At 63.9% G+C, this 15,793-nt stretch carries 19 protein-coding genes; 12 read left to right on the forward strand and 7 right to left on the reverse strand.

What is annotated here, in order from left to right:
- The first annotated feature begins 9 nt into the window (after positions 1–9).
- Entirely contained in the window at positions 10–2,538 is a 2,529-nt protein-coding gene (gene ligD / locus C8D77_RS21770) for a DNA ligase D (protein ID WP_109667641.1), read from the forward strand.
- 69 nt (positions 2,539–2,607) lie between these two features.
- Here ligD and C8D77_RS21775 read toward each other — a convergent pair whose 3' ends face one another.
- The gene (locus C8D77_RS21775; protein WP_109667644.1) at positions 2,608–3,282 is read right to left on the reverse strand and encodes an ArsR/SmtB family transcription factor; all 675 of its coding nucleotides are present in this window, start codon (positions 3,280–3,282) and stop codon (positions 2,608–2,610) included.
- A 176-nt stretch (positions 3,283–3,458) separates the two neighbouring features.
- Between C8D77_RS21775 and C8D77_RS38380 the strand changes: the two genes are divergently transcribed.
- The 3 genes from C8D77_RS38380 (at position 3,459) to C8D77_RS21790 (ending at position 4,327) form a co-directional block, all read left to right on the forward strand.
- Positions 3,459–3,566 carry a DUF1127 domain-containing protein gene (locus tag C8D77_RS38380; protein WP_245951849.1) on the forward strand — a complete coding sequence of 36 codons (108 nt, stop codon included), beginning with the start codon at positions 3,459–3,461 and terminating at the stop codon, positions 3,564–3,566.
- An 87-nt stretch (positions 3,567–3,653) separates the two neighbouring features.
- The gene (locus tag C8D77_RS21785) at positions 3,654–3,986 is read left to right on the forward strand and encodes an NIPSNAP family protein (RefSeq protein WP_109667646.1); all 333 of its coding nucleotides are present in this window, start codon (positions 3,654–3,656) and stop codon (positions 3,984–3,986) included.
- Entirely contained in the window at positions 3,983–4,327 is a 345-nt protein-coding gene (locus C8D77_RS21790) for an antibiotic biosynthesis monooxygenase family protein (RefSeq protein WP_109667649.1), read from the forward strand. Before C8D77_RS21785 ends, C8D77_RS21790 begins: the two co-directional genes overlap by 4 nt.
- Before the next feature lie 40 nt (positions 4,328–4,367).
- On the opposite strand, the gene mbfA is transcribed toward C8D77_RS21790, so the two are convergent.
- Positions 4,368–5,351, reverse strand: a complete 984-nt coding sequence (gene mbfA / locus C8D77_RS21795; RefSeq protein ID WP_109667652.1) for an iron exporter MbfA — start codon at positions 5,349–5,351, stop codon at positions 4,368–4,370.
- Positions 5,352–5,527: 176 nt separating this feature from the next.
- Here mbfA and C8D77_RS21800 point away from each other — a divergent pair, with 176 nt between their 5' ends.
- From C8D77_RS21800 to C8D77_RS21815, 4 genes are all read left to right on the forward strand, one after another.
- The gene (locus C8D77_RS21800) at positions 5,528–5,851 is read left to right on the forward strand and encodes a hypothetical protein (protein ID WP_056585424.1); all 324 of its coding nucleotides are present in this window, start codon (positions 5,528–5,530) and stop codon (positions 5,849–5,851) included.
- A gap of 306 nt (positions 5,852–6,157) precedes the next feature.
- Positions 6,158–7,135: a threonine/serine dehydratase family protein gene (locus tag C8D77_RS21805; RefSeq protein WP_109667658.1), complete on the forward strand. Its 978-nt coding sequence runs from the start codon at positions 6,158–6,160 to the stop codon at positions 7,133–7,135.
- Between the two features lie 41 nt (positions 7,136–7,176).
- Positions 7,177–7,557, forward strand: a complete 381-nt coding sequence (locus C8D77_RS21810) for a nuclear transport factor 2 family protein (protein WP_109667661.1) — start codon at positions 7,177–7,179, stop codon at positions 7,555–7,557.
- Positions 7,558–7,575: 18 nt separating this feature from the next.
- Positions 7,576–8,175: a DNA-3-methyladenine glycosylase gene (locus tag C8D77_RS21815; RefSeq protein ID WP_109667663.1), complete on the forward strand. Its 600-nt coding sequence runs from the start codon at positions 7,576–7,578 to the stop codon at positions 8,173–8,175.
- Positions 8,176–8,178: 3 nt separating this feature from the next.
- Here C8D77_RS21815 and C8D77_RS21820 read toward each other — a convergent pair whose 3' ends face one another.
- The 4 genes from C8D77_RS21820 to C8D77_RS21835 are packed head-to-tail and all read right to left on the reverse strand — an operon-like array spanning position 8,179 to position 11,883.
- Positions 8,179–9,315 carry an ABC transporter permease gene (locus C8D77_RS21820; protein ID WP_109667665.1) on the reverse strand — a complete coding sequence of 379 codons (1,137 nt, stop codon included), beginning with the start codon at positions 9,313–9,315 and terminating at the stop codon, positions 8,179–8,181.
- Positions 9,312–10,232, reverse strand: coding sequence for an ABC transporter ATP-binding protein (locus tag C8D77_RS21825; RefSeq protein WP_109667668.1), 921 nt, complete (start codon positions 10,230–10,232; stop codon positions 9,312–9,314). Before C8D77_RS21825 ends, C8D77_RS21820 begins: the two co-directional genes overlap by 4 nt.
- On the reverse strand, positions 10,229–11,182 hold the full coding sequence (locus C8D77_RS21830) for an HlyD family secretion protein (RefSeq protein ID WP_109667671.1): 954 nt from the start codon (positions 11,180–11,182) through the stop codon (positions 10,229–10,231). Before C8D77_RS21830 ends, C8D77_RS21825 begins: the two co-directional genes overlap by 4 nt.
- On the reverse strand, positions 11,179–11,883 hold the full coding sequence (locus C8D77_RS21835) for a CerR family C-terminal domain-containing protein (protein WP_109667674.1): 705 nt from the start codon (positions 11,881–11,883) through the stop codon (positions 11,179–11,181). Before C8D77_RS21835 ends, C8D77_RS21830 begins: the two co-directional genes overlap by 4 nt.
- A gap of 104 nt (positions 11,884–11,987) precedes the next feature.
- Here C8D77_RS21835 and C8D77_RS21840 point away from each other — a divergent pair, with 104 nt between their 5' ends.
- Genes C8D77_RS21840 through C8D77_RS21850 form a run of 3 tightly spaced genes read left to right on the forward strand, consistent with a single transcriptional unit; the run spans position 11,988 to position 14,248 of the window.
- The gene (locus tag C8D77_RS21840; RefSeq protein WP_109667677.1) at positions 11,988–12,461 is read left to right on the forward strand and encodes a CYTH domain-containing protein; all 474 of its coding nucleotides are present in this window, start codon (positions 11,988–11,990) and stop codon (positions 12,459–12,461) included.
- The gene (locus tag C8D77_RS21845) at positions 12,458–13,396 is read left to right on the forward strand and encodes a CHAD domain-containing protein (RefSeq protein ID WP_109667680.1); all 939 of its coding nucleotides are present in this window, start codon (positions 12,458–12,460) and stop codon (positions 13,394–13,396) included. The genes C8D77_RS21840 and C8D77_RS21845 overlap by 4 nt, the downstream gene beginning before the upstream one ends.
- Before the next feature lie 51 nt (positions 13,397–13,447).
- The gene (locus tag C8D77_RS21850) at positions 13,448–14,248 is read left to right on the forward strand and encodes a C40 family peptidase (RefSeq protein ID WP_109667682.1); all 801 of its coding nucleotides are present in this window, start codon (positions 13,448–13,450) and stop codon (positions 14,246–14,248) included.
- A gap of 8 nt (positions 14,249–14,256) precedes the next feature.
- Here the strand turns inward: C8D77_RS21850 and C8D77_RS21855 are convergent, their stop codons facing one another.
- Positions 14,257–15,063 carry a helix-turn-helix domain-containing protein gene (locus tag C8D77_RS21855; RefSeq protein ID WP_109667684.1) on the reverse strand — a complete coding sequence of 269 codons (807 nt, stop codon included), beginning with the start codon at positions 15,061–15,063 and terminating at the stop codon, positions 14,257–14,259.
- A 113-nt stretch (positions 15,064–15,176) separates the two neighbouring features.
- On the opposite strand from C8D77_RS21855, the gene C8D77_RS21860 reads away from it, so the two are divergent.
- Positions 15,177–15,793, forward strand: a 617-nt coding sequence (locus C8D77_RS21860; protein WP_425453747.1) for an SMP-30/gluconolactonase/LRE family protein, incomplete at its 3' end; no start/stop codon positions are given.

The following is a 15,793-nucleotide window of genomic DNA, read 5'->3' on the forward strand; positions in this document are numbered from 1 at the left end:
CAAGAAGCGATGGCCAGCCTCGAACAGTATCACTCCAAGCGCGATTTCAAGAAGACCGCCGAGCCAGCCGGCAAGGTCGCCCGTACCAAGAAGGGCGAGGCGGGCGGCATCTTCGTCATACACAAGCACGCGGCGACAAGGCTGCATTACGACCTGCGGCTGGAACATGACGGCGTGCTGTGGAGCTGGGCGGTGACGCGCGGCCCGAGTCTCGACCCGCATGAGAAGCGGCTGGCCGTGCATGTCGAGGATCACCCGATCGACTATGCGCCGTTCGAAGGCACCATCCCCAAGGGCGAATATGGCGGCGGTTCGGTCATCGTCTGGGACGAGGGCACCTGGGTTCCCGAGATCGACCCGGCCAAGGCGATGAAGAAAGGCCATATCAGCTTCGAGCTGCACGGCCACAAACTGCACGGATTGTGGCATCTAGTCAGGCTGAAACCCCGCGCGGCTGAAAAGCGCGACAACTGGCTGCTGATCAAGTCGGACGATGCGGCGGCACGCCCGGGTGAGGACATCCTCAAGGAAGCGCCGGAATCGGTGAAGTCCGGCTTGACCATCGAGGAGGTCGGCGAGGGCAAGGCCGCGAGAGGCCAGAAGCCAGAAGTCTGGCATTCCAACAAGCCGGCTGCCGGCAAGGGGAAGCCCGGCAAGCGCCTCGACTTTGTCGAGCCGCAGTTGGCTACGCTGGAGCGCGAAGCCCCGCCGGGCAAGGACTGGCTGCACGAGGTGAAGTTCGACGGCTATCGCATGCAGGCGCAGATCGCTGGCACCGAAGTGCGGCTGCTGACCCGCACCGGCCTCGACTGGACGGAGAAATTCGGCGGCGAGATCATGGCGGAACTGGCCGGACTGAAATGCAGTGACGCCATCATCGACGGCGAGATCGTCGTGCTGGCCGACAGCGGCGTTTCGTCCTTCTCCCTGCTGCAGCAGGATTTGTCTGCCAATCGAACCAACCGCTTCATCTACTACGTCTTCGACCTGATGCGCCTCGACGGGAAGGATTTGCGCCGCGAGCCATTGGTCGAGCGCAAGCAGACCTTGCAGGAGCTGCTCGGCAAGCAGCCGGAGAATGCGGCAGTCCGTTTCAGCGACCATTTCGCCGAGCCCGGCAAGATCATGCTGGAGCATGCCTGCCGCATGGGGCTGGAAGGCGTCGTCTCCAAACGCGCCGATGCGCCTTATCGCAGCGGCCGCGGCCCCACCTGGGTGAAATCGAAATGCACGGCGCGGCAGGAGTTCGTCATCGGCGGTTATCTGCCGTCGGAGAAGACCGGGCGCGGACTGCGCTCGCTGCTGGTCGGCTATCATGAGGGTGGCAAGCTGCATTATGCCGGCCGCGTCGGCACCGGCTTCTCCGCCAAGGGCGCCACCGATTTGAAGACAAAGCTCGATGCGCTGAAGGCAAAGTCGTCGCCGTTCGCTGCCACCGTGCCGAAGGGCAAGGGCCTGGTCTGGGTCAAGCCGGAACTTGTCGGCGAAGTGGAGTTTCGCAGCTGGACGTCGGACCGTATAATACGCCACGCCTCGTTCCAGGGATTGCGCGAGGACAAGCCGGCGGAGGAAGTCGTGCAGGAAAAGCCCAAAGCGTCGACAGGCAAGGCAGCGACAGCCAAAGGTTCGGCAAAGCCGGCATCGAGCAGCACCGCCAAGCCCGCCGGGTCGATGACGACCACGGTAAAGCTTTCCCATCCCGACAAGCTGCTGTGGCCGGACGAAAAAATATCCAAGCAAGGCCTGCTCGACCACTACGCGCAGGTCTGGCCACGCATGGAACAGTTCGTCGTCAACCGGCCGCTCAGCCTGGTGCGCGCGCCGGACGGCGTCGGCGGACCGCGCTTCTTCCAGAAACATGCCTCGGCCGGCATGAGCGACAAGGTCGCCCGCATGAAGGACCCTAACGACGGCGAGGAGATCCTGTTCATCAGGGATTTCGACGGCGTTGCTGCACTGGTTCAATATGGTGTGGTCGAGATCCACATCTGGGGCTGCACCATCGACAAGCTTGAACAGCCCGACCAGATCATCTTCGATCTCGATCCCGATGAAGGCGTCGACGTGAAGGCGGTGCGCGAGGCGGCGCTCGATATCAGAGGCAAGCTCGACGAGCTGTCGCTGCCAAATTTCGTCAAGACCTCAGGCGGCAAGGGCTACCATGTGCTGGTGCCGCTGAAGCCATCGTCGGATTGGGACGCGGTGAAGACCTTCGCCCATGATTTCGCCAAGGCGCTCGAACAGGGCGCCCCGGACCGCTACACGGCAACGCTGTCGAAGAAGGCGCGCACCGGAAAGATCTTCGTCGACTATCTGCGCAATGGCAGGGGCTCGACGACGGTCGCGCCCTATTCGTCGCGCGCCAAGAAGGGCGCCACCGTGTCGATGCCGGTGACCTGGGCCGAGATCGAAGCCGGGCTGGCGCCGAACGCCTTCCCGATCGGCGACCAGACGACGCTGAAGCAGCTGGCCCAAGCCGATCCGTGGGCGGATTTCTTCAGGCAGGGGAAGGTGCTGAAGCGGATTTCGTCATCCTAGGGTCTCCGCGACGCCGCTTTGCGGCTGCTCCGCCCTAGGATGACGAAGGTGTGGGCGAGCGCCAACCCCTCATCTCAAAAACACCCTCTCGAACGCCTGCTTGCCCGGCAGCGAGAAAATGACCGCGCGGCTGTCCTTCTCGCGGCGCGCCCATTTGTCGGCAAGGATCTTGTCGAGGATGGCAGCGCCCAGCGTGCCGGCGAGGTGCGAGCGGCGCACGCTCCAGTCGAGGCAGGCGCGGCACACCGGCCGCCGCGGCCTGGTGTAGACATCGATGCCGATAGCGGCGAAATGCGAAGCCGCCGATGGCCCGAGCCTGATCTGCTGTTCGTCGCGGACCAACACGTTTTTGGCGACGAGACGATCGAGCATCGCCACCGCCTGCTCGCCGGCGAGATGATCGTAGCAGACGCGCGCCACGCGCATCGCTCCGTCGCGCGGGCCGGGCCGCACGCGCTTTGGGCCAACAGCTTCCGCGACACCGGTGATGGCTTCGATCATGCCCGCCACCTGCGGCCCGGCGAGGCCGTAATAGCGATGGCGGCCCTGGCTCGCCACGGTCAACAGCCCGCCTTCCATCAGTTTGCCCAGATGCGAGCTGGCGGTCGGCAGCGAGACGCCGGCCTCGTGCGCCAGTTCGCTCGCCGTCAGCGCCGTGCCGCCCATCAGGGCATTCAGCATGTTTGCCCGCGCCGGGTCACCGACCAGGCTGGCGATGCGGGCGATGTCAGGGCCTTCACGCATAGTTCGTTCCTCATCGAAGCATTCTTGTCAGATAACCACTATTCTCCGATCAGATCAAGGAGACGACGATGACCGCACGAACCGCTTTCCCCTCGGCACCGCTCCCCAGCCGTCAATCGTTCCCGTTCGTCACATGGCTTCGCTCGCGGCTGCTGGCCCGCTGATATGACCGCCATTTGCAGCGTCTCGACCTCGCTGAGATCGACGATCATCTGCTGCGCGACCTTGGCCTGACTCGGCAAGACGTGCGCCGCGAATGCGCGAAATCCTTCTGGCAGACATGACCGCCAAGGGAATTGCTTAGCAGACCAGGCGGCACGACGTTTCGACGCCGCTCGAACTATCGACGCAGGAAACCCAAGGAGACCACGATGACCATCACCTGCTTCATTCGCTATGAGATCGACCCGTTCGGCAAGGCGGCCTTCGAGGAGTATGCCCGCAACTGGGGCCAGGCCATTCCACGCTGCGGCGCCGATTTGATCGGTTATTACGCGCCGCATGAGGGCTCGGCGACGACCGCCTACGCCGCCTACAACATCGACAGCCTGGCGGCCTATGAAGCGTATCGCGCCCGCCTTGCCGCCGATCCCGCCGGCAAGGCAAACTACGAATTCGCCCGCCGCGAAAGATTCATCTTGAAGGAGGACCGCATGTTCCTGAAACACGTCTCGGGACCGCACGCGAAACTGGTGCTGCCGTGATTGCCGTGATCTTCGAGGTCGAGCCGGCGGCGGGCCGACGCGATGCGTATCTGGGCATCGCAGCCGACTTGCGTCCGCTGCTCGACGGCATCGATGGCTTTCTCTCCATCGAGCGCTTCCAGAGCCTGGCCGATCCGAACCGTATCCTGTCCTTGTCGTTCTGGCGCGACGAGGAGGCGGTGAAGGCCTGGCGCAACACCGAAGAACATCGGCAGGCGCAGAAGGCCGGCCGTGGCGGTATCTTTGCCGGCTACCGTCTGCGGATTGCGCATGTGGTGAGGGATTATGGGCTGACCGAGAGGGACGAGGCGCCTGGGGATAGTCGGGCGGTGAATGGGTGAACGGGCAACCCGCGTGGCTGGGTGAGGGGGCGCTTTGCGCTTACGCATTCCCGATCAGCACGCCGGCCGCGAACACCAGGGCGCCGCCCAGCACCACCTGGAAGGCGGCGCGCAGGAAGGGCGTCTGCATGTAGCGGTTCTGGACGAAGGCAATCGCCCACAGTTCGAAGAACACCACCACCGCGGCGACGGCTGTCGCCGTCCAGAAATGCGGGATGAGATAGGGCAATGCGTGGCCAAGGCCGCCGGCCGACGTCATGACGCCGGTGGTGATACCGCGTTTTATCGGCGAACCACGGCCCGATAGCTTGCCGTCGTCGGAAGCCACTTCAGTGAAGCCCATGGAGATGCCGGCGCCGATCGAGGCAGCAAGCCCGACCAGAAAGGTCTGCCAGGTGTCATGCGTGGCAAACGCCGCGGCGAAGATCGGCGCCAGCGTCGACACAGAGCCGTCCATCAATCCGGCCAGTCCCGGCTGCACATAGGTGAGGATGAACTGACGCTGCTCGGCAGCGGCCTCTTCGTCCTTCACTTCGCCCGGTACGTGCTTTTGCTCCAGGCGCTGCGCCAGCGTTTCGTGCCCCTGCTCGGCCAGCGCCAGATCGTCGAGCAGCTTTCTGGTCGAGGCATCCGTGGTGCGCTTGGCCGCCTCGACGTAGAACAGATAGGCCTGCCGCTCCATCGCCTCGGCCTGGCTGCGCACGTGCTCGATGCCGAGCGGTCTCACCAGCCAGTCGGGCTTGCGCTCGTAATACCCCTTCACATGCTCGCGCCGGATCAGCGGAATACGTTCGCCGAACCGACTGCGGAAGAGCTCGATCAGCGCATCGCGATGGCCATCCTCTTCCTCGGCCATCTCCTCGAACACTTTTGCCGATTGCGGGAAGGTGTCTGCGAGTCCGTCGGCATAGGCCCGGTAGATGCGTCCGTCATCCTCCTCGGACGAAATGGCCAGCGCCAGGATCTCCTGTTCGGTAAGCGATTCGAAGGGACGGCGGCCGAAGCCGAAAACACGGGAAAGCATGAGGAATTCACCCTAGTTTAGAATAATTCTAAAGTAGGGTTTTGAACGCCTTTGGTCAATTGCGCGCTTGGGTCGCGGTCAAGAATTGTTGAAGCCCCGCGCCCGCGGCGACCCTTCATTATCAGTGAATGTTCACCTATATAACCGAACTCAAGCCAAGAACAAGGAGCCATGAGATGACGGCAAAACAGCCTCCGCACCCCTATGATCCAAAGCCCGTTCTCGACCTCATCGCCAGCATCGAGGCCGACCTGCAGCGCCTGAAAGGCCTGGTCGAACAACAGGTCGAAAAATTCGATCCGGCCAATCCGCACAACAAGGCGCCGGACGGCAAACTGACCGAGGAAGGCGTCGAGTGCTGTTACCGCATGTTCGACGAGGGCAAGTCGCGCTATTCGGTTGCCCAGCAGATGAAGATCTCCTTTGCCGCCGCCAGCCACCGGTTCAACAACTGGCGCAAGCTGGGTGGGACCAAGAGGCAGAGGACGCTGCTTGGCTAAAATTGGGTGGCCAATTTGCTGATTTCGGCGCCGCCCCCTGCCGGGCATTTCTCCCCGTAGACGGGGAGAAAGAAGCTGGCCGTGATGCCGCGCCCTTCTTGCGACGCTGGCGATTGGCGAAACCGCTGGCGACAGCTCCCCTCTCCCCGTCACTATACGGGAGAGGATGCCGGCAGGCAGGTGAGGGGCGGCGCAAACGCCGATCATGACTCGCCAAACTTTGTAACGGTCACATTTTTCCCATGGTGCGCCACCTCCCTTTGCGGGCATCATGAAGGGCAACATGTTTCCACAGGATAATCCACTATGACCACCCCTCCCGGCATCGCCGACATCCACGCCGCCGCAGCCCGGCTTGCCGGCCTGATCGTCGAAACCCCCTTGATCGAATCGCAGGAGCTGAACAAGCGCTTCGGCGGCCGGATCTTGTTCAAGCCGGAGACGCTGCAGCGTACCGGCTCGTTCAAGTTCCGTGGCGCCTACAACAAGCTGTCGTCGCTCCGTGAGGAAGAACGCAGCCGAGGCGTCGTTGCCTTCTCGTCGGGCAATCATGCGCAGGGCGTCGCCGCTTCGGCCGCGATGTTCGGCGTCAAGGCGGTCATCGCCATGCCGGCCGACGCGCCGGCGATGAAGATCGCCAATGTCCGCAAGATGGGCGCGGAGGTGGTGCCGTTCGACCGTTTTCGCGACGACCGCATGACCGTGGTGCGCCCTTATATCGAAAGGGGCATGGTGCTGGTGCCGCCCTTCGACGACCCGGCCATCATCGCTGGACAGGGCACTATCGGCCTCGAATTGATGCGCCAGGCAAAAGCGCTTGGCGTCAGCCTCGACGCGGTCGTCATTCCCTGTGGCGGCGGCGGCCTGACCAGCGGCATCTCAGTTGCGGTCAAAGACGCCTCGCCCGACACCGCGGTCTGGGCAGTGGAGCCCGAGCATTTCGACGACACCCGCCGTTCGCTCATCGAAGGCGCAAGGGTGTCGAACGAGCTCGGCCACGCTTCGATCTGCGACGCGATCCTGACCGCCGAGCCCGGCCTGATCACCTTCGAGATCAACCGCAGGAACCTTGCCGGTGGCATCGCGGTCTCAGACAAGGCAACCGCGCAGGCGATGCGCGACGCCATGGCCTATCTCAAACTCGTGGTCGAGCCCGGCGGCTGCGTGGCGCTGGCGGCACTGTCATCGGGTGAGATCGAGCTATCCGGCAAATGCGTTGCCGTGGTGCTCTCCGGCGGCAATGTCGATTTCGGCACCTATGCCGAGATCATGGCGGCTGCTTAAGCGACAACCGGGCCGAGCCACAACGTCCGAGGAGATCCGGCATGGAAGACCTGGAGACAAGAGCGGCTCTGGATCGCCACTGGGCCGCCTCCGATGTCAGCGACTTCGAGGCGGAGCACCAAATCTACCGGGAGGACGCGGTGCTCGACTATCCACAGTCGGGTGAGCGCATAAGCGGGCGACGAAACATCCAGTCGTCGCGCGCCGCACAGCCGAACCGCAAGCGCTTCACGGTGCGGCGGATCGTCGGCGCTGGCAATATCTGGGTCACTGAATTTGTCCTCGCCTATGACGGGCGGCCGTCCTACACCGTGAGCATCATGGAGTTCGTCGATGGCAAGGTGGCCCGCGAGACCCAGTATTTCGCCGATCCGTTCGAGCCGGGACCTTCGCGCGCGCAATGGGTCGAGCCGATGCCGTGAAATCTGGCCGCGCTGAGCATGACCATCCGCCGCCCGCTCGTGCGCTCGGAACTGCCTGATGATACGGCATCCCTTGCCCGCACCCTCATTGGCAAGCTCGTGGTGCGCGAGCTGCCCGAAGGCATCGCCAGCGGCCGCATCGTCGAGACCGAGGCCTATGTGGCTGGCGACGCCGCCGGGCACGGTTACCGGGGGATGACCTCGCGCAACCGTTCGCTGTTTCTCGGGCCTGGCCACGCCTATGTCTATCTCGCCTACGGCATCTCCTACATGCTCAACGTCTCGAGCGAGATGCCGGGGATCGGAACTGGTGTGCTGATCAGGGCGCTCGAGCCGCTCGAAGGCATCGCCATCATGCGGCTCAATCGCGGCATCGAGCGTTTGCGCGACCTGGCGCGAGGACCGGGAAAGCTCGCCCAGGCGTTGCGGATCGACCGTTCGCTCGACGGGATCGATCTTTGCCGCGAAGGCCCGCTATGGCTGGCAATTGATGATCATCAGGCCGATGACATCGGGCAGGGCATCCGGATCGGCATTACGAAGGACGCGGATCGCCCGCTACGCTTCTATGTCCGAGGAAGTCCGTTCGTTAGCGGTACGAGATCACTCAACCCGTAAGAGCTAATCGAGCGTCCGCCTGAACCGCACCAATGCGACACCGGCAAACAACGCCACGAACACCACCAGCCAGCCGATCTCGCCGGCCACCGCCGGCAGTTCGGCGCCCTTCAGCATCACCGCGCGGGTGATGCGCAGGAAATGCGTCAGCGGAAAGATCTCGCCGAAGGTCTGCGCCCAGTCCGGCATGCCCCGATAGGGGAACATGAAACCCGACAGCATGATCGACGGCAGGAAGAAGAAGAAGGTGAGCTGGAGGGCCTGCATCTGCGTGCGGGCGACGGTCGAAATCGAATAGCCGAGCAGCACCAGCGCCAGCACGAAGATCAGCACGGCGGTCAACAGCAGCGACATCGATCCGGTGAAGGGTATGGCGAACAGAAGCTTGGCCGCCGCCAGCACCACCACCACCTGCACGCCGCCGACCGCCAGATAGGGCAGCACCTTGCCGAGCATGATCTCGAGCGGGCTGGACGGCATCGCCAGCAGGTTCTCCATCGTGCCGCGCTCGGTCTCGCGCGTCAGAGCGATCGAAGTCATCATCACCATGGTCATCTGCAGGATGACGCCGAGCAGGCCGGGCACGATGTTGTATTGCGAAATGCCTTCGGGATTGTAGCGCCGGTGTACGACGACATCGAGCTGACCCTTGGCGGCCTCGGCGGCGGCTTCCTGCGTGCCTTGCGCCCTCAGCAGCGCCTGGCTAGCGACGGTGCCGAGCGTCGAGATGGCGCCGCTGGCCACTGCCGGGTCGGTGGCGTCGGCCTCGATCAGGATCTGCGGGTTGTTGCCGCTCTCCACCCTCTTGGCGAAATCGGCGGGGATGGTGACGACGAAGGCGACGTCGCCGCGCGATATCAGGAACTCCGCATCGGCAGCACTTTGCGCGACATGGTCGAAACGATAGTAGCCGGTGGTCTGCAGCGCCGCGACAATGGCACGCGTGTAGGGATCGTTGCTCGTCGCCACGAGTGCTGCAGGCAGGCTTTTCGGGTCGTTGTTGATGGCGTAGCCGAAAAGCACCAACTGTATCAGCGGCACGCCCAGCATCATGGCGAAGGTGATGCGGTCGCGCCGCATCTGGATGAATTCCTTGATCAGCAGCGCGCCAAGCCGGGCGAAGGAAAAGACATCGTTCATGCCATGTTGTCCTTCGAGCCGGACATGAACTGGATGAAAACATCTTCCAGGCTGGTTTCGCCGGGCGATACTTTCACGCCCTTGTGCACTCTTTCGACATCCGCGAGTGCGGCTTCGAGCTTCTTCTTGTCGGAGCCGACGACATGCAGCGTCGCGCCGAACGGCGCCACCTGGTCCACGCCGGGGCGCCCTTGAAGCGCTTCGGCCACCTGGTCAAGGCGCGGGCCTTGCAGGACGAAGGTGGTCAGCCCGGCATTTTTCACCACCTCGGCGACGGTGCCGGTGGCCAGCATCTTGCCGTAGGAGATGTAGCTGATGCGGTGGCAGCGCTCGGCCTCGTCCATGTAGTGGGTGGAGACCAGCACGGTCAGCCCGCCGCTGGCGAGGCGATGGATCTCGTCCCAGAATTCACGCCGCGCCTTCGGATCGACACCGGCCGTCGGCTCGTCGAGCAGCAGCAATTTCGGCTTGTGCATGATGCAGGCGGCGAGCGCCAGCCGCTGCTTCCAGCCGCCCGACAAGGTGCCGGCCAGCTGGTTGCGGCGTGTGGTCAGGCCAAGGTCTTCAAGCGTCCCGGCGACATATTCTTCAACCGGCTTCAGCCGGTAGAGCCGCGCCACGAATTCGAGATTCTCGCCGATCGTCAGATCCTCGTAGAACGAGAATTTCTGCGTCATGTAGCCGACTTCGCGCTTGATGCGCAGGCTGTCGGTGCGGATGTTGAAGCCGAGCACCGTGCCTTCGCCTTCGTCCGGCGTCAGCAGACCGCACATGATGCGGATGGTGGTGGTCTTGCCCGAACCGTTGGGTCCGAGAAAGCCGACGATCTCGCCTTCGGCGACCGACATCGTCACATGGTCGACGACGGTCTTGTTGCCAAAACGCTTGACCAGGCCATGGACGTCGATGGCGTTCATTTTGCGCTGTCCGCCAGATCGACATCGACGATCTGGCCCGGCTGCAGCGGGCCGGCATCGCCCTCCGGCCGTGCCTCGACCAGATAGACCAGCTTCTGCCGGTTCTCGAGGGAATAGATCACCGGCGGGGTGAACTCGGGATCGGGCGAAACGTAGCTGACCCGCGCCTTCACGCCCTCGCCGCAGCCGTCGCAATGGACGCCGAGCAAGGTGCCAACCTTGACCGAGGAGAAGGCGCTCTCCGGAATGTAGACGCTGAGCTTCACCGCGCCGTCGGGCAGGATCGAAATGACAGGCGCGGTCGGGCCGGCGGTGTCGCCCGGATTACGGATGACATCGTTGACGCGGCCGGGCGAAGGGGCTCCCAGCACCCGCTTCGACAGCCGCCACTGCGCCTGTTCCAGTGTCGCCTGCGCCTGTTTGACCTGGTTGTCGGCCGCCTTGATCGTCTCCGGCCGCGCCGGCAGGCCACCGACGGCGAGATTGGCGGTGGCCTGGCCGACCTGCGCATTGGCCGTCTCCAGCGTTGCGGAGGCGGTGTCGAAATCGGCCTGCGTGCCGGCGCCGCGTTTGAACAGATCGGCGGCGCGGTCGAATTTGCGCTTGGCGTCGGCGGCCTGGGCGCTGGCCATGTCGACCTCAGCCTTCAACACCGCGATCTCTTCCGGCCGCTTGCCGATCTGCAGATCGGCCAATTGCGCCTGCGCCTGGGCAAGGCCGGCCTCGGCCTGCGCCACTGCGATCTTCGCGTCGGCACTTTCCAGCGTCACCACGGTCGTGCCGGGCACCACTCGGTCGCCGCGTTTGACCGTGACGGTCTCGACCTGCGCCACCTCGATCGGCGCCAGCAGCACGTAATCGCCTTCGACATAGCCGACGGCCAGCGGGGCAGCCGGGGCACAGGCGCCGAAAAGCTGCGCGGCGAGCGGCAGCGAACACAGAAAGCTCATGGTCTTTGCCCCTTCATCTTTGCCCCTTTTCTGGAAGCCAATATGGCCTCGAGATTGCCGGATGTGGCCGCCACCACCTTGGCGGCCTCGGCGGCGCCGATGTCGTTCCAGCCCATGCGGCGCATCACCGCCTCGCGGCCGATGCGGAAATAGATGACCTGACCGATCAGCGTGAACACGGTCAGCCTTGTGGCCTCGCTCTCGGCCGGCTCGCCGGTCGCCTGCTCCCAGAGTTGGCACAGCCGGCGATGCGTCGGCTCGAAAACGCCGTCATAGATGCGGTCGAGGGCTGCCGTCGGATGTGAAAGCTCGCGCAACACGAACTGCACGATCTCGCCGGCCTGCGGGCTGGCCACGACAAAGCCGACCATCCGCTCCAGCGCCGCGAAGAGCTGCGCTTGCGCCGCCTCTGCACCGCCCGGCATCGGCGCCTGCGCATTGCCGAGCGCCTGGCCGGCGACCGTCTGGATGGTCTCGACGATAAAGTCGGCGGCAGCGGCGCGAAGGCCCTCCTTGCCGCCGAAATGATAGGCGATCGAGCCGATATTGGCCTGCGCCTCGGCGGCGATCTCGCGCGTCGAAGTGCCGTCGAAACCCTGCCGCCCGAACAATTTCAGCGCCGCGCGGACAAGCGCCGCACGCGTCATCTCGGCGGGAGATGCTTCGCGGCGGGGATTTTTGGCGTCGGACTGCTTGATCATATCAGATATTTAATCAATCGATTGATTAAAGTCAACTCGTGAGCGCTAACTTGTGTGCGTCACCGTCTTGCCATCGCCGGCGGTAACCGCTTTAGTGCGCGGCCATGGGCAAGGAAGTCGAGCGCAAGTTCCTGGTCTCCAGCACCGCATGGTTAGAACTGGCCGAGGCGCGTATTCGTATCCTCCAGTTCTATCTCGCTGCCAGCCCCGGGCGCACGGTGCGCGTGCGCATCAGCGATGGCACGTCCGCCAAGCTGACGCTCAAGTTTGGCAGCAAGGCGCGCGAGCGCGACGAATTCGAATACCCGATCCCGCTGCCGGAGGCGGTGGAGATGTTGGACTTCGCCATCGGACGTGTCATCGAGAAGACACGTCACCATGTTAGGCACCGCGGCTATCTCTATGAAGTCGATGTCTTTGGCGGTCCACTTACGGGACTTGTGGTCGCAGAACTTGAGACGCCGGAGGACGTGCCGGACGAAATGCTGCCTGACTGGCTCGGCCGTGAAGTCACCGGTGAGTCAAAATACTACAACGCGTCGCTCGCCCTCGGGGGGATACCGGAGATCGCCGCATGAGCTTTCGCATCGATCCGCGCGTGCCGCTGACCGGCGAGGTCAGGCGTATCCTTGCAGAGGAAATCGGCAAGGCATTGGCTCACCTTGATGCCGCGCGGAGCCGGCCGGAACAGGCACTGCACAAATGCCGCAAGCGGTTGAAGAGCGCTCGTGCCTTGCTGCGCCTGGTTCGTTCCGGTGACGAAACATTCTGTGAGACCGAAAACCAGTGCTATCGCAATGTGGCCGGCCTGCTTGCCGGCCCGCGCGAGGCGACGGCGCTGATCGAGACCATCGACCGGCTGGCGGCAAGCTTTCCCAAGGAGAGCGCCGACGACGGGCTGGGCGCGGTTCGCGACAGGCTGATTGCCCGCCAGCATGAAATGCATGAGGGCAGCGGGCTCGAAGCGGCGATCGGTGCGGCGACCGCGGCATGCGAGGAAGGCCTCAAGCGGATCGAAAGCCTTGCCTTGCCCGACCAGCCGGAACAGGCGGCCGACGTGCTTGCCGAAGGCGCCCGCATCACCTTGCGCCGTGCCAGGAAGGCGCTGGACAAGGCCGGATCGCGCGGCGAGGCCAATGATTTCCACGATCTGCGCAAGGCGGCCAAGACCCACGGCATGCATCTGTCGCTGCTCGGCAGGCTGTGGCCGACGCCGATCAAGGCAAGGCGCAAGGCGGTTGACGAACTGGGCGAGCGGCTGGGCGACCTGCACGATGTGCTGGTGATGCGCGATCTTCTCGAGGCCGATGACCGTCCGCTCGGACCGCCCGAGGACACGAAGCTTCTGGCCAAGCTTTTGAAGCGGTCGGAGAAGCAGCTGAAGAAGAGCTGTCTTGCCGAGGCGGCGGAGCTGTTCGGCGACAGTCCGAAACGCTCGACACGCAAACTCGCCCGCAAGGCGCGCGACGATCTGGCTGCGTCGCCGGAAGAGGCCGCGGCGACGGCAAGCTGACCGACGTGCGGCTGGCGCCCAGCCACCCGCCTATGCTAATCGCCATAGGGCATGACCGAGCCTGGCGACACGCTTCTGGATAGACTTGGCCGCTGGCTTGCCGGCCGGCTGCAGGAAGAATCTTCCGGCTACGAGCCCTATACGCCGTCCGATGCGGAGACGCTGCGCCGCACGCTTGAGCCCGGCGATATCCTGCTGATCGAGGGCAACCAGAAGATCTCGGCGGCGATCAAGTATCTGACCCAGTCGACCTGGTCACATGCGGCCTTCTATGTGGGCGACGCGCTGGCCGAACCGGAAGACGGAACGGAACGGCGGCGGCTGATCGAGGTCACGCTCGGCGAAGGCTGCGTCGCCGTGCCGTTGTCGCGCTATCGCACCTACAATACCCGCATCTGCCGGGCGAGCGGACTGGCGCCGGAGGATCGCGACAAGGTCGTCGCCTTCATGATCGGCAAGCTCGGCCTGAAATACGACCTCAAGAACATTTTCGACATGCTGCGTTTTTTCTTCCCGACGCCGCCGGTGCCGGTGCGCTGGCGGCGGCGCATGCTGGCCTTCGGCTCCGGCGATCCGACACGGGCGATCTGCTCGACGCTGATCGCCGAGGCCTATGGCCAGATCCGCTATCCGATCCTGCCCGAGATCACCCGTGCGCCCGGCCGCGCTTCGGCGCAGTCGAACTATTCGCGCAAGGAAATCCTGCACATCCGCCACCACTCGCTCTACACACCGCGCGATTTCGACCTGTCGCCCTATTTCCGCATCGTCAAGCCAACGCTGGAATATGGTTTCGACTACCGGCAGATGGTCTGGGACGACAAGGTTGCCGATGCGAAGGCCCCTGAATAGCAGGCGAACTATGCCGGCAAGGGGCGACCCCTTTTTGCTGGAGTGTTGGGGCTGTCGGGCACCCGTGCACCGGGATCTCGCGCGTGCGGCCCGATCGGCATGATCGCCGGAAATGGCGTTGCACCAAAGGCAAACGTCCATTTGTAGCCGACCAGCCCGTCCTCCGGCGTGGTGTGCTGGTCGTGATGGGCGAGCAGCTTGGCGCGATCGGCCAGCTCCTGCGCCTCGCGCCGCACCATCTCCGCCGTCTCCGGCCGCATCCGCCTGGAGAAGCTGACGAAGGTCGCTTCCTTGTCGATATGGGTGATCGCCCAGCCGATGAAATTCTTGTTGGTCATCTCGAACAGCGGCCTCAGCGGCCCTTCGAAATTCCACTGGATCGGCGTCTCGACCAACACTCTTGCCGTCAGACCCCGGCCGAGCGCGACCAGGCCAAGCTCCTCGAGATCGCGCAGATAGAGGAACATCGAGGCTTCGCTCAGGCCTTGCGAGCGCATGATGCCTTCGGGCGTGAACTTTTCCGACAGCATGACGAAGATGAACAGCAACGCCGGCCGACCGGCGAGCCTGCGCTCGATCTCCGGCGCGATGTGGTTGACCGGACCTGGTCCCCGGTTCATCGAGCCGAGCACGTTTTCCAGCTCGACGCCGGCGGCGGCGCAGATATCCATCAGCCGGTCGAGCTTGCAGTTGCGCTCGTGGAAGATACGCTTCACCGTCGGTTCAGAAACGCCCATGCGTTCGGCAAGCGCGCGATAAGTGACGCCCTTCGCCTTCAGCGTCCGCTTCAACGCCTCGAAGATAAGACCGTTCATCCGATGCACCTCTTGCCGGCAGTTTCGTATCGACTTTCGATACTAGCGGTGTCAGGCCTTTCCGGAAAGTATCGAAAACCGTAGCTCTGCCTCGTCATCACAGGAGAGCAGTCATGAACACCCTCATCATCTCAGCCCTTATCGTGGCTATCGGCATCTCGGCAGCGCCTGCCGCCGAGGCCGCCGAACTCTGGCGCGCCACCGGCCTCGAGCAGCCGGAATCGGCTTTGTTCGACGCCGCCAACAACCGCATCATCGTCTCCAACATATCAGGCAATCCCGGCGACGCCGACGGCAATGGTTATCTCTCCGTGCTGTCGCTGGACGGCAAGACGGTCACCCGGCACTGGACCGACGGCATGGACGCACCCAAGGGCATGGCGATCTCGGGCGGCAAACTCTATGTCGCCGACATCACCAAGGTTCGCATCGTCGACCTCGCCAGCGGCAAGCTCGTCGCGAGCATCGCGGTGCCGAATGCCGTCTTCCTCAACGACATGACATCGGACCAGTCCGGCAAGGTCTATGTCACCGACATGCTGGCCGACACCATCTACCGCATCGACGGCGACCGGCCGGAGCTGTTCGTCAAGGACGCGATACTGGCTTCGCCCAACGGCGTCTTCGCCGATGGAAACAGGCTGATCGTCGCCTCCTGGGGCAAGGGCATCAAGCCCGACTTCAGCACGGCGGAGCCTGGCGGACTGCTGTCGGTCGACATCGCCAGCAA

This window comes from Mesorhizobium loti (genome assembly GCF_003148495.1).
GTDB classification, from domain to species: domain Bacteria; phylum Pseudomonadota; class Alphaproteobacteria; order Rhizobiales; family Rhizobiaceae; genus Mesorhizobium; species Mesorhizobium loti.

Bases quoted from the DNA above. Each gene is read 5' to 3' on its own strand.
- ligD (WP_109667641.1), top strand. From the start codon at position 10: ATGGCCAGCCTCGAACAGTATCACTCCAAGCGCGATTTCAAGAAGACC.
- C8D77_RS21775 (WP_109667644.1), bottom strand. From the start codon at position 3,282: ATGCGTGAAGGCCCTGACATCGCCCGCATCGCCAGCCTGGTCGGTGAC.
- C8D77_RS21785 (WP_109667646.1), top strand. From the start codon at position 3,654: ATGACCATCACCTGCTTCATTCGCTATGAGATCGACCCGTTCGGCAAG.
- mbfA (WP_109667652.1), bottom strand. From the start codon at position 5,351: ATGCTTTCCCGTGTTTTCGGCTTCGGCCGCCGTCCCTTCGAATCGCTT.
- C8D77_RS21800 (WP_056585424.1), top strand. From the start codon at position 5,528: ATGACGGCAAAACAGCCTCCGCACCCCTATGATCCAAAGCCCGTTCTC.
- C8D77_RS21805 (WP_109667658.1), top strand. From the start codon at position 6,158: ATGACCACCCCTCCCGGCATCGCCGACATCCACGCCGCCGCAGCCCGG.
- C8D77_RS21810 (WP_109667661.1), top strand. From the start codon at position 7,177: ATGGAAGACCTGGAGACAAGAGCGGCTCTGGATCGCCACTGGGCCGCC.
- C8D77_RS21815 (WP_109667663.1), top strand. From the start codon at position 7,576: ATGACCATCCGCCGCCCGCTCGTGCGCTCGGAACTGCCTGATGATACG.
- C8D77_RS21820 (WP_109667665.1), bottom strand. From the start codon at position 9,315: ATGAACGATGTCTTTTCCTTCGCCCGGCTTGGCGCGCTGCTGATCAAG.
- C8D77_RS21825 (WP_109667668.1), bottom strand. From the start codon at position 10,232: ATGAACGCCATCGACGTCCATGGCCTGGTCAAGCGTTTTGGCAACAAG.
- C8D77_RS21830 (WP_109667671.1), bottom strand. From the start codon at position 11,182: ATGAGCTTTCTGTGTTCGCTGCCGCTCGCCGCGCAGCTTTTCGGCGCC.
- C8D77_RS21835 (WP_109667674.1), bottom strand. From the start codon at position 11,883: ATGATCAAGCAGTCCGACGCCAAAAATCCCCGCCGCGAAGCATCTCCC.
- C8D77_RS21840 (WP_109667677.1), top strand. From the start codon at position 11,988: ATGGGCAAGGAAGTCGAGCGCAAGTTCCTGGTCTCCAGCACCGCATGG.
- C8D77_RS21845 (WP_109667680.1), top strand. From the start codon at position 12,458: ATGAGCTTTCGCATCGATCCGCGCGTGCCGCTGACCGGCGAGGTCAGG.
- C8D77_RS21850 (WP_109667682.1), top strand. From the start codon at position 13,448: ATGACCGAGCCTGGCGACACGCTTCTGGATAGACTTGGCCGCTGGCTT.
- C8D77_RS21855 (WP_109667684.1), bottom strand. From the start codon at position 15,063: ATGAACGGTCTTATCTTCGAGGCGTTGAAGCGGACGCTGAAGGCGAAG.